The 12,044-nt window shown below is 71.0% G+C and carries 9 protein-coding genes; 4 read left to right on the top strand and 5 right to left on the bottom strand.

Annotated features, from left to right (window positions below; translation table 11 throughout):
* Positions 1–13 precede the first annotated feature (13 nt).
* Complete coding sequence (gene hemB, locus ACIPSE_RS05335) at positions 14–1,018, top strand: porphobilinogen synthase (RefSeq protein WP_401657569.1); 1,005 nt, start codon at positions 14–16, stop codon at positions 1,016–1,018.
* Positions 1,019–1,453: 435 nt separating this feature from the next.
* On the opposite strand, the gene ACIPSE_RS05330 is transcribed toward hemB, so the two are convergent.
* Positions 1,454–2,254, bottom strand: a complete 801-nt coding sequence (locus tag ACIPSE_RS05330) for a DUF4253 domain-containing protein (protein ID WP_401657567.1) — start codon at positions 2,252–2,254, stop codon at positions 1,454–1,456.
* A 167-nt stretch (positions 2,255–2,421) separates the two neighbouring features.
* On the opposite strand from ACIPSE_RS05330, the gene ACIPSE_RS05325 reads away from it, so the two are divergent.
* Positions 2,422–3,228 carry a hypothetical protein gene (locus ACIPSE_RS05325; RefSeq protein ID WP_401657565.1) on the top strand — a complete coding sequence of 269 codons (807 nt, stop codon included), beginning with the start codon at positions 2,422–2,424 and terminating at the stop codon, positions 3,226–3,228.
* On the opposite strand, the gene argS is transcribed toward ACIPSE_RS05325, so the two are convergent.
* Positions 3,206–4,966 (bottom strand): arginine--tRNA ligase, encoded by a 1,761-nt coding sequence (argS, locus tag ACIPSE_RS05320; RefSeq protein WP_401657563.1) that lies wholly within the window; start codon positions 4,964–4,966, stop codon positions 3,206–3,208. The two genes, ACIPSE_RS05325 and argS, sit on opposite strands and share 23 nt — an antisense overlap.
* Before the next feature lie 536 nt (positions 4,967–5,502).
* On the opposite strand from argS, the gene lysS reads away from it, so the two are divergent.
* Positions 5,503–7,293, top strand: coding sequence for a lysine--tRNA ligase (gene lysS, locus ACIPSE_RS05315; RefSeq protein WP_401657561.1), 1,791 nt, complete (start codon positions 5,503–5,505; stop codon positions 7,291–7,293).
* 74 nt (positions 7,294–7,367) lie between these two features.
* Here lysS and ACIPSE_RS05310 read toward each other — a convergent pair whose 3' ends face one another.
* The 3 genes from ACIPSE_RS05310 to ACIPSE_RS05300 form a co-directional block, all read right to left on the bottom strand.
* Entirely contained in the window at positions 7,368–8,657 is a 1,290-nt protein-coding gene (locus tag ACIPSE_RS05310; protein WP_401657559.1) for a DUF2637 domain-containing protein, read from the bottom strand.
* Between the two features lie 81 nt (positions 8,658–8,738).
* A complete protein-coding gene (locus tag ACIPSE_RS05305) occupies positions 8,739–9,536 on the bottom strand; it encodes a DUF3558 family protein (RefSeq protein WP_401657557.1) in 798 nt (265 codons plus the stop codon).
* A 166-nt stretch (positions 9,537–9,702) separates the two neighbouring features.
* Positions 9,703–10,506 carry a DUF3558 domain-containing protein gene (locus tag ACIPSE_RS05300; protein WP_401657555.1) on the bottom strand — a complete coding sequence of 268 codons (804 nt, stop codon included), beginning with the start codon at positions 10,504–10,506 and terminating at the stop codon, positions 9,703–9,705.
* A 176-nt stretch (positions 10,507–10,682) separates the two neighbouring features.
* On the opposite strand from ACIPSE_RS05300, the gene ACIPSE_RS05295 reads away from it, so the two are divergent.
* A complete protein-coding gene (locus tag ACIPSE_RS05295) occupies positions 10,683–11,876 on the top strand; it encodes an RtcB family protein (protein WP_401657553.1) in 1,194 nt (397 codons plus the stop codon).
* Positions 11,877–12,044: the final 168 nt, after the last annotated feature.

Below are 12,044 nucleotides of genomic sequence, written 5' to 3'. Positions count from 1 at the left end.
TAGCCTCGGGGGTATGACGACGTACGGATCCTTTCCCGGTGCCCGGCCGCGGCGGTTGCGGACCACCCCCGTCATGCGGCGCATGGTCGCCGAGACCCGGCTGCACCCGGCCGACTTCATCCTGCCCGCGTTCGTGCGGGAGGGCGTGAGCGAGCCGGTGCCGATCGGCGCCATGCCGGGCGTGGTCCAGCACACGCGGGACAGCCTGAAGAAGGCCGCCGCGGAGGCGGTCGAGGCCGGGATCTCCGGGATCATGCTCTTCGGCGTGCCGGAGGACTCCAAGAAGGACGCCCTCGGCACCGCAGGGACCGACCCCGACGGCATCCTCCAGGTCGCCCTGCGGGACGTACGGGCCGAGGTCGGCGACGACCTCCTCGTCATGTCCGACCTGTGCCTGGACGAGACCACCGACCACGGGCACTGCGGGGTCCTGGACGCCGAGGGGCGCGTCGACAACGACGCCACCCTGGAGCGGTACGCCGAGATGGCCCAGGTCCAGGCCGACGCCGGAGCCCATGTCGTGGGGCCCAGCGGGATGATGGACGGGCAGATCGGGGTCGTCCGCGACGCCCTCGACCAGATCGGGCGGGAGGACGTCGCGATCCTCGCCTACACCGCCAAGTACGCCTCGGCGTTCTACGGGCCGTTCCGGGAGGCCGTCGGCTCGTCCCTGCGCGGGGACCGCAAGACCTATCAGCAGGACCCCGCCAACGCGCGGGACTCGCTGCGGGAGCTGGCCCTCGACCTGGAGGAGGGCGCCGACATGGTGATGGTGAAGCCGGCCGGACCCTACCTCGACATCCTCGCGAAGGTCGCGGAGGCCGTGGACGTGCCCGTCGCCGCCTACCAGATCTCCGGTGAGTACTCGATGGTCGAGGCCGCCGCCGAGAAGGGCTGGATCGACCGGGAGCGGGCGATCCTGGAGACCCTGACCGGGATCAGGCGCGCCGGGGCGCGGAACATCCTCACCTACTGGGCCGTCGAGGCGGCCCGGATGGTCACGGACGGCGGACGGTAGTCCCGCGCCGCGGAGGAGGGCGTCGCCGGGGAGGGCGTCCCGAGGGAGGCTGTCCTCGGTGAGGGCGGCTCCTGTCGCCCGCCCGACGACCGCGCGGGGCCCTCGTCCCTGGTGCCCGTCCCGTCCTCGCACGCCGTGAGGGCGAGAGCCGCGAGGGCGGCGCCCGCGGCGGCCAGGAGGCGGGGATGACGGAAGCTGCGCATGGTCGGACCTCGTGGGTAGGGGACGCGGCGGTCGTGATCGGCGGACGGGGACAGCTTGGTCCGGCCCCCGTCCCACGCGCAGCCCTCAGCTCCCCATCAGGGACGCCGGAACGCCCGCACCCCCTGCGACCTGCTCGGACGTCACCTCTCTGGAACGCCGGACGGGACGCCCCCGGGCCCCGGTCGGGTCCGGCACCGCGGAGTTCCGGCGCGACGCGTCAGCCGCTCGGGCTCAGTCCCACCAGAAGTGCCAGGCCGGCTGGGCGCGCACATGGCGCTCGGCGTAGGCGTCCAGGGTCGGGGTGCTGCCCTGCCAGAGGTTGTCCGGGCAGAACGCGAAGTGCTCGGCGGCGACCGCCCGTGCCTCGGCCCCGGTGACGGGCGGGACGGCCACCGACACGACCAGCTCGTCGAAGCCGAGGGCCACCAGCCGTATGCCGAAGCGGTCCTCCCAGGAGCGGAGCACCGCGCCGAGGCGGCCCGCGTCGTCGGCGTGGTTCACCGCGCCCAGCCAGCCCAGCGCCGCCGGGATGTCCGCGGAGCGGCGGGCGGGCACCAGGGCGAGGCGGGGTTCCTTCAACGCGCCGCCGGCGGAGAGGAGTTCGTCGGCGACCCGTTCCGCGACGGCGTCCGGGTCGTCGGCGTCCGAGTTGCCGACGGGCGAGCTGCCGGGGTCCGAGTTGCCGGCGGGCGGCGCGGGGGCGGCCAGGCCGGGCCAGTCGCCGCCCTCCTCCGCGCAGCACTCGTCCCAGAAGTCCGCGAGGACCTCCTCCGGGTCGTGGTCCCCGGGGTAGGACATCTCGTCGGGCGCCGACTCCCAGTGCTCCAGGGCGCCGTGCCGCGCGTCCAGGTCGAGGAGGACGGGGAGCAGGCCGACGGGGCGGGACACGGCCCGCAGCTTCGCGAAGGCCCCGGGCACCGGTCTGTCGGAGCCGAGCCACAGCAACGGGCCGTCGGAACCGACCAGTTCGCCCGGGGGCAGGTCGAGGCCGAGGGAGTGCAGCCGGGGCAGCGGATCGGGAAGTGTCGCCATGCCGGTGACTGTAGAGGCCGCCACTGACAGCGGCGCGGGCACCGGGCGCGTCCGGAAGCCGCCCTGGCGTGGTTGCGGGGGCAGGAGGCAGTCCCGATCCTGAGAGCGGGTCCTCACACGGCACGCGGGGCAGTGGTCCGGCGGCTCACGGGGCAGGGGGAGACGTGATGGCGGTCGACAAGAGGCTCGCCCGACGGCACGAGGAGACACCCTCCGGACCGCCCCGGTACCCCGGCCCGGAGAACGGGCCGCGCGAGGTCACGGCCGTCACCGGCGCCGTCCGTGCCCTGCGTGACGTGGCCCCGCGCGTGCGGCTCGCCGCCCGGCGGGACCCGCTGATCGCCGCCTGCGTCTCCGGTGAACTGCTCCGGCGGTCACTGGACGTCCTCACCGAGGTCTGCGCCGACGCGGGGCCCGGTGCCTCCTGCCACGCGCGTTACACGGACGTCCTCGTGAGCTTCGCCCGCGCACGGAACTTCACCGCGCGCCCGCCGACGGCTCCGCCCGGCGCCGCACAGGTACTGGAACTGGCCAACGTCCTCACCCGCGCCGTCGCCCACGATCTCGACGAGGCCGCGCTCGGCCACGATCTCGCCGCCGAACTGGTCGTGGTCCTCGACGAGGCCGCCCGCGCGCGCGATCCCGCCCGGGTCCTGAGCCTCGCGCCGGTCGCCGCCGTCCTCGCCGCGGACCTCGCCCGCGAGGCCGCCGACCGGCTCGGCCTGCCCTCGGCCGACGGACTCGCCGACGCCGTCCTCGACGGCGCCCTCGACGACTTCACCGACGCCGACCTCACCGACGTCGACCCGGCCGACTTCCGCCTCACGGGCATCCACTGGACCGAGGACGGCACCCGCTGGCCCCCCGGCACGGACCTGGACGCCCTGCGCCGACGCTCCCGGGAGACGACACCGCACTCGGGCGTGCGTGTCCTGGGGCGCCGGCGGTCCGTCAGAGACGCTCGGGGGTCCTGATGCCCAGCAGGGCCATGCCCTGGTGGAGGGTGCGGGCCGTCAGGTCGCTGAGGAACAGGCGGTTCTCCTTCTGCTCCTCCGTGTCCGCCTTCAGGACCGGGCACTGGTCGTAGAACGTCGTGAACAGGGACGCCAGTTGGTACAGGTACGCGGCCAGCTTGTGCGGGGCGTACTCGGCCGCCGCCTCGAAGACCGTGTCCCCGAACGTGTCCAGGTGCAGACCCAGCGTCCGCTCGGCCGGGGCCAGTTCCAGCTCCGGGTGGGCGACCGGGCCCGCGCCCTCCGCCTTGCGCAGGATCGACCTGATACGGGCGTAGGCGTACTGGAGGTAGACGGACGTGTCGCCGTTCAGCGAGACCATCTGGTCCAGGTCGAACTTGTAGTCCCGGTTCGCCGAGGTCGACAGGTCCGCGTACTTGACCGCGCCGATACCGACGTAGCGGCCGTTCTCGGTGATCTCCTCCTCGGTCAGGCCCACCTTCTCGGCCTTCTCGCGGACCACCGCCGTGGCGCGCTCCACCGCCTCGTCGAGCAGGTCCTCCAGCTTGACCGTCTCGCCCTCACGCGTCTTGAACGGCTTGCCGTCCGCGCCCAGCACGGTGCCGTAGCCCATGTTGTGCGCGGTGACCTCGTCGGTCAGCCAGCCGGCGCGGCGGGCCGTCTCGAAGACCATCTTGAAGTGCAGGGACTGACGTACGTCCACGACATAGATCAGGGACGTGGCATTCAGGTCCTGGACCCTGTCGCGGATCGCCGTCAGGTCGGAGGCCGCGTAGCCGAAGCCGCCGTCCGCCTTCCGCACGATCAGCGGGACCCTCTCGTCGTCCTTGCCGCGGATCTCGTCGAAGAAGACGACGAGCGCGCCCTTGGACTCCTCCGCTACGCCCATCTCCTCCAGGAGGCGGGCCGTCTCGGGCATGCCGTCGTTGTACGCCGACTCGCCGACGATCTCGTCGTCCCGGATCTCCATGTCCAGCTTCTCGAAGACCGAGTAGAAGTAGACCTTCGACTCGTCGACGAACCGCTGCCACAGGTCCAGGGTCTCCTTGTCGCCGGACTGGAGGGCGACCACCCGCTTGCGGGCCCGCTCCTTGAACTCCTCGTCCGCGTCGAAGACCGCGCGCGACGCCTTGTAGACCCGGTTCAGGTTCGACATGGCCTGCTCGCCGTCCGTGTCGGTCTCCGCGGACAGTTCGTCCGGGTTCTCGATCAGGTACTGGATGAGCATGCCGAACTGGGTTCCCCAGTCGCCGATGTGGTGGCGGCCGATCGTCCGCTCACCGGTGAAGTCCAGCATCCCGCGCAGGGCGTCGCCGATGACCGCCGAGCGGAGATGGCCCACGTGCATCTCCTTCGCCACGTTCGGCTGGGCGTAGTCGATGACCGTGAGGCCCGGGTCGGCCTTCGTGGGCACGCCGAGGCGGTCGCCGTCCTCGTACCGGGCGGCGAGGTTCTCGGTGATCGCGCGGTCGGTGAGGGTGATGTTCAGGAAGCCGGGGCCGGAGACCTCGATGTCCTCGATCACCTCACCGGTGGTGATCCCGGCGACGACGGTCGTGGCCAGCTCGCGGGGGTTGGCCTTGTTCTTCTTCGCGAGGGCGAGGATCCCGTTGGCCTGGTAGTCGGCCCGGTCGCTGCGTCGGAGCAAGGGGTCGACGTCGGCCTCCGGCAGTACGGCGGAGATCGCGGACGTGAGCTGCTGCTCGACGGTGGCGCTGAGGGGCTTGACCGAGGTCATGGGGTGGGAGCCGTTCTCCTCGTGGGTTGCTCGGGACGTGGCCAGTATCCCACGGGGGCGCAAAGGGGTTTCTCGGAGCGGGCCCTGGGCGGGGCCTGGGGTGATGATGCCGGGTGCGGGCCCTGGGCGGGGCCCGGGCGATGCCGGGTGCGGGCCGTGGGGGCTGCGCCGCCATGTCTCGGGTGCGGGCCGTGGGGGCTGGTCGCGCAGTTCCCCGCGCCCCCTTGAGAGGCGGCTGCGCCGCCATCGCCGGGTTGCCTCCCCTGGGCTGGTCGTGCTCACGCGGCGGGGCCGTATGCCGGGTGCGGCTCCGCGCCCCTTGGCAGGCGGCTGCGCCGCCATGTCTCGGGTGCCGTCTCTCGGGTGCGGGTCGTGGGGGCTGGTCGCGCAGTTCCTCGCGCCCCTTTGGAGGCGGCTGCGCCGCCGTCCCTCGGGTGTGGTCCCTCGGGCTGGTCGTGCTCACGCCGTGGAGCCGTATGCCGGGTACAGGCCCGCGCGCCGAATATGCGGCTGCGTCGCGTGGCGGGTCTGGGAGAATGGGGGTGGCCGTTGACCGTACGGCTGCCCCGTGTCAGAAAGAAGGACGTGCCGACGTGGCTCAGAGCACCGAGACCACCGACTGGGTCTCCCGTTTCGCGGATGAGGTCATCGAGGAGTCGGAGCGTCGGGCCCCGGGCAAACCGGTTGTCGTCGCGTCCGGGCTGTCGCCGTCGGGGCCGATCCACCTGGGGAACCTCAGGGAGGTCATGACCCCGCATCTCGTCGCCGACGAGATCCGCCGTCGCGGGATCGAGGTGCGGCACCTGATCTCCTGGGACGACTTCGACCGGTACCGGAAGGTGCCCAAGGGCATCGCCGGGGTCACGGAGGAGAGCCACACCCGGCACATCGGCAAGCCGCTGACCTCCGTGCCCGCGCCCGCCGGGTCGCCGTACCCGAACTGGGCCGAGCACTTCAAGGCCGCGATGGTCGAGGCGCTCGCCGAGCTCGGCGTGGAGTTCGACGGGATCAGCCAGACCGCGCAGTACACCGCCGGGGTCTACCGCGAGCAGATCCTGCACGCCATGCGGCACCGCGCCGACATCGACGCGATCCTCGCCCAGTACCGGACGAAGAAGGCGCCCGCCAAGCAGTCGCAGAAGCCGCTCGACGAGGCCGAGGTCGAGGCCGCCGAGGGGTCCGGCGCGGCCGGTGAGGACGACGGGTCCTCCGGGTCGGCCGGGTACTTCCCGTACAAGCCGTTCTGCGGCAACTGCGCGAAGGACCTGACCACCGTCACCGCGTACGACGACGACACCACCGAACTGGCGTACACCTGCAACGAGTGCGGCTTCGCCGAGACCGTCCGGCTCAGCGAGTTCAACCGCGGCAAGCTGGTCTGGAAGGTCGACTGGCCGATGCGCTGGGCGTTCGAGGGCGTCGTCTTCGAGCCGTCCGGTGTCGACCACTCCTCGCCCGGGTCCAGCTTCCAGGTGGGCGGGCAGATCGTCGGGATCTTCGGCGGGAAGCAGCCCATCGGACCCATGTACGCCTTCGTGGGGATCTCCGGGATGGCGAAGATGTCGTCCAGCAAGGGCGGGGTGCCGACCCCCGGCGACGCGCTGCAGATCATGGAGCCGCAGATCCTGCGCTGGCTGTACGCCCGCCGCCGCCCCAACCAGTCCTTCAAGATCGCCTTCGACCAGGAGATCCAGCGGCTCTACGACGAGTGGGACAAGCTCGACGCGAAGGTGGCCGACGGCTCCGCCCTGCCCGCCGACGTCGCCGCCCACTCCCGTGCGGTGCGGACCGCCGGCGGTGAGCTGCCGCGCACCCCGCACCCGCTGCCGTACCGGACGCTGGCCTCCGTCGCCGACGTCACCGCCGGGCACGAGGACCAGGCGCTGCGCATCCTCAGCGAGCTCGACCCGGCCGACCCGATCGGCGCGCTCGACCAGGCGCGGCCCCGGTACGACAAGGCCGAGGCCTGGATCAACACGCACGTCCCCGCCGACCAGCGGACCATCGTGCGCGAGGAGGCCGACGCCGAGCTGCTGAAGTCCCTCGACAAGGAGTCCCAGGACTCGCTGCGGCTGCTCCTCGACGGGCTCGCCGGGCACTGGTCGCTCGACGGGCTCACGCACCTCGTGTACGGCGTGCCCAAGGTGCAGGCCGGGTTCTCGGCCGACGCCGGGCCCAAGGAGCTGCCCGCCGAGATCAAGACGGCTCAGCGGACCTTCTTCGCCCTGCTGTACCGGCTGCTGGTCAGCCGGGACACCGGGCCGCGTCTGCCCACGCTGCTGCTTGCGGTGGGGCAGGAGCGGGTGCGGGTCCTGCTCGGCGAGTAGGCGACCAGGGTTCACGACGATGGGGGCGCCCGGCATCCGCCGGGCGCCCCCATCGTCGTACCGGATGGACCGGGTTACGCGATGTGGTCCTCCTCCAGCTCCGCGTTGTAGCGGTTCGTGAAGCGGTTGACCATGCGCTTGGCCTCGTCCGGCGCGAGCTGGATGCTGAACTCGGCCTCCGAGTTCTCGCCGAACTCGCGCGGCGTCGGGTAACCGCTGCCGCTTATCGACTTCTTGAAGACCTGGTAGTACGCCTCTTCGTCCGGCTCCGGGTTGCCGCCGCCCTCACCGAGCTCACGGGTACGGCCGGGGCTCACCGGGATCGGGAAGCTGCCCGTCTCCTCCGACGGCGACTCCTGGTACGGCTCCTCGTACTGCTGCGTGTACTGCTGGGCGTACTGCTCCGCCTGGAGCTGCTCCTGGTACCACTGCTCGTACTGCTGCTGCGGGTCGTAGGAGGGGTCGTAGCCGCCCTGGTAGTCGATCTGCCGGGGGTCGTTGAACCAGGGGCTCTGGTCCTCCTGCTCCGGGTCCGGCGCCTGCTGGGCCTGGGGCTGCTGCTGCGGCCGGGGCTCCTCGGTCGTCTGGCGCGGGAGGGGCGCGGCCTCGACGGCCGGGAGCGCCACCGGTGCCTCGACCTCCGCGCGGGGCGGGGACGGGGGCAGCAGCGCCGGTTCGATGCCGGCGGCGGCGAGGCCCGCCGGGGCCGTCTCCGCGAGGGGCACGCCGTAGCGGGCCAGGCGCAGCGGCATCAGGGACTCCACCGGGGCCTTGCGGCGCCAGGCGCGGCCGAAGCGGGAGTGCAGGCGGGCCTGGTAGATGAGGCGGTCCTGCTCCAGCTTGATGACCTGCTCGTAGGAGCGCAGCTCCCACAGCTTCATCCGGCGCCAGAGGAGGAAGGTGGGGACGGGGGAGAGCAGCCAGCGGGTGAGCCGGACGCCCTCCATGTGCTTGTCGGCCGTGATGTCCGCGATCCGCCCGATCGCGTGCCGGGCTGCCTCGACGGCGACCACGAACAGGATCGGGATCACCGCGTGCATGCCCACGCCGAGCGGGTCCGGCCAGGCCGCCGCGCCGTTGAAGGCGATCGTGGCGGCCGTCAGCAGCCACGCCGTCTGGCGCAGCAGCGGGAAGGGGATCCGGATCCAGGTCAGCAGGAGGTCCAGCGCGAGCAGCACACAGATGCCCGCGTCGATACCGATCGGGAAGACGTAACTGAAGTTCCCGAAGCCCTTTTTGATGGCGAGTTCACGGACCGCCGCGTACGACCCGGCGAAGCCGATACCGGCGATGATCACGGCGCCGAACACGACCACGCCGATGAGAATCCGGTGCGTCCGGGTCAACTGAACTGGCGCGGCCACTCTTGCTCCCCTCCCCTTGCGTGTTGTTGCGCGCAACAGAGTGGCACATGTGTGCGGCGCACGCGTTGCCGGTGGGGTCCGTCAGCTCTTCTGCGCAGCCGACTTGGACGCGGAAGCGGACGCCGAAGCGGACGGCGCGGACGACTTGGAGGGGGCCGGGCTCGCCGAACCGGAGCCGCCCGCGTTCGCCTTCGTCACCGATGCCACCGCCTCCTTCGCGGCGGACTTCACCAGCTTGACGAGGGTGTCGACGCTCGGGCTCTTCTCACCTGCGAGGCCCGCGCCGTTGTAGTCGATCGTCACGACGACGTTCTCGACCCGGGTGACGAGGGTCTGCTGCTTGAAGGAGCCCTCTTTCTTCTTCAAGTCGTAACGCACCAGGGACGCCTGGTCGCCCGTACCGGTCACCGGTTCCGTCTTGGAGTCCTTCGCGCCCTCCACCGCCTGGGCGTCCTGGACCTGCTTGTCGAAGTAGTCCTGCGCCAGCTTGTCGCCCTCGCCGCGGGTGGCGTCCGAGTCGAAGCGGAGCAGCGAGATGTTCAGCCAGCGGAACTGCGAGCCCTTGACGCCGTTGTTGTCGAGGCTCGACCAGGAGCAACTGCCGCGCGTCGCCACGTCGTCCGAAGAACCCTGCTTGCCGGACTTCGACGCCTTCGGTACGAGATCGGCCAGAGTGTCCTTGGTCACGGTGTCGCAGGCGTCCGGCAGCGAGTTGAACGCGGCGGCCTGGACGGTCGGCGACGCGCTCGCGGAAGGGCTGGCGGCCGACCCCGAGCCGGAGCTGTCGCCGCTCGCGCCGTCCGAGCCGGAGTCCGAGGAACAGCCGGCTGCCAGCAGGATCACGGGGACGGCGACCGCGCCCGCAAGGACACGGTTCATTCGCTGGGCTCGGTGGTCTCGCTGTGCTGCTCGCTGCATGGTTCCTTCGCTCTTCACGCTGCTCGTGCTCCTGCGGTCGGATCGGGTCCGAGGGGTCACGGTACGCGGTGAGGAAGCTGTGCGGTTCTGGTTCACGGGGACGGGAGAGACCCGCACAAGGGCCCCGTCACGTCAGCGCGTCGGCCAGTTCGGAGGCCAGTTTCCTTGCCCTGTCCTGCATTTCCTCGCTGTCCGGCACCGTGCCGACGGTCGCCGGCTGCTCCTCGTACTCGATCGTCACGATCACGTTGGACGTGCGGAACGCCACAGTCACGGTGCGCTGGCGGGCCGTCGAACCGGACGCCGCGAGCACGTCGTTCAGGAACGCCTGGTCGCCCAGATCGTCCAGGGTGCGCGGCTGGAGGCCGGTCGGGGTGGCGCTGGGGGAGGCGGACACGGACGCCGACGCGGAGGCGGACGCGCTGGGGGTGGCCGAGGGGCTCTCGCTCGCGTCGGAGGTCGCGGACTCCGACACGGTCGGCTCGGGGAGGTCGGCGGCCGTCTGCTTCTCGCTGAACAGGCTCTCCGCCCGGGTGGCGTCGCTGACGGTGTTGTCGTAGGACACGACCCGTTCGAGGTCGACGAGGAGGTGGTCGGTGGCGTCCGCGGACTCCACCTTCCACTGGCAGCCGACCTTGCGGTCCGTGTCGAACGTCACCGTCGGCTCGCCCTCGTACGCCTTCGCGCGCTGCGTCTCGTTCGCGATCTGCGGGATGCCGGGCAGGAGGGAGTCCAGCGTGGACTGGCCGACGGCGGCGCAGGGCTCCGGGAGCGTGCGGTACTTGCCGGGTTCGGCCACGGCGGAGGCGGTGCCCGCGTCGCCGGGGTTGCTGTTGTCCGTGCCGCCCGCGTCGTCCGTGCCGCTCGTGCAGCCGGCCGCGAGCGCCACCAGGAGCGCCGCGACGCCGGGTACATACGCCTTCCGCTGCACGGTCGGCTCCTCTCCTGCGCTGCTGTTTATTGCCTTGCCGATCAGGGGTGGTCCCTGGGTTCAATGTGTATCGCACGCACAGCCGTAAACGCCGGTCCGTCGTCCCTTTCGTTGACCTTGGCGATGGTTTTTGCGATTTGCGAATTCAGTGGTCCAGCGGGGGAATGAGGATTGCCATGTCGTACGTGGAGATGCCGGGCGCGAAGGTTCCGATCCGGATGTGGGCCGACCCGGCGAGCGTCGAGGAGGGCGCGCTCCAGCAGCTGAGGAACGTGGCCACCCTGCCCTGGATCAAAGGGCTGGCGGTCATGCCGGACGTGCACTACGGCAAGGGCGCGACCGTCGGGTCCGTCATCGCCATGCGCGGTGCGGTCTGCCCGGCGGCGGTGGGTGTGGACATCGGCTGCGGCATGTCGGCCGTCCGGACGTCCCTGACGGCCAACGACCTTCCCGGCGACCTGTCCCGGCTGCGCTCGAAGGTGGAGCAGGCGATTCCGGTGGGCCGGGGCATGCACGACGACCCGGTCGACCCGGGCCGCTTCCACGGCCTGCCCACCGGTGGCTGGGACGATTTCTGGGGGCGGTTCGACGGGGTCGCGGAGGCGGTGAAGTTCCGCCACGAGCGTGCCGGAAAGCAAATGGGGACGCTCGGCAGCGGCAACCACTACATCGAACTCCTGCTCGATGAGGCGGGTGTTGTGTGGCTCACGCTGCACTCCGGATCCCGGAACATCGGCAAGGAGCTGGCCGAGCATCACATCGGTGTCGCGCAGAAGCTTTCGCACAACCAGGGCCTGGTCGACCGTGACCTCGCCGTCTTCATCGCGGACACCCCGCAGATGGCGGCGTACCGCAACGACCTGTTCTGGGCGCAGGAATACGCGAAGTACAACCGCACGATCATGATGGCGCTCCTCAAGGACGTGATCCGCAAGGAGTTCAAGAAGGCGAGGCCGACCTTCGAGCCGGAGATCTCCTGCCATCACAACTACGTCGCCGAGGAGCGGTACGAAGGCATGGACCTGCTGGTCACCCGCAAGGGCGCGATCCGCGCGGGCTCCGGCGAGTACGGGATCATTCCCGGTTCCATGGGCACCAGTTCGTACATCGTGAAGGGTCTCGGCAACGAGAAGGCCTTCAACTCGGCGTCGCACGGCGCGGGTCGGCGGATGAGCCGTAACGCGGCCAAGCGGCGCTTCTCGGTACGGGATCTGGAGGAGCAGACGCGGGGCGTGGAGTGCCGCAAGGACTCCGGTGTCGTGGACGAGATCCCGGGCGCCTACAAGCCGATCGAGCAGGTGATGGACCAGCAGCGGGACCTGGTGGAGGTCGTGGCGAAGCTGAAGCAGTTCGTCTGTGTGAAGGGCTGATGTGAGGGACCCGGCGGCCTCGGGTCCCTCACGGTCAACCCTCGACCGGATCGCTCGACGGAACACAGGCTCCAGACGGCAGAGGTATGTGCCTCGGCGAAGTTCGTGGACCGGGTGCGCTCGGCGATGTTGCTGTAGTACGGCGTCAGTTTCTGGAACCGGCGCAGG

Source organism: Streptomyces sp. NPDC090106, assembly GCF_044747265.1.
Taxonomy (GTDB): Bacteria; Actinomycetota; Actinomycetes; order Streptomycetales; family Streptomycetaceae; genus Streptomyces.
Note: the sequence above shows the minus strand (reverse complement) of the source record. Positions and strands in the feature narration are given on the sequence as shown.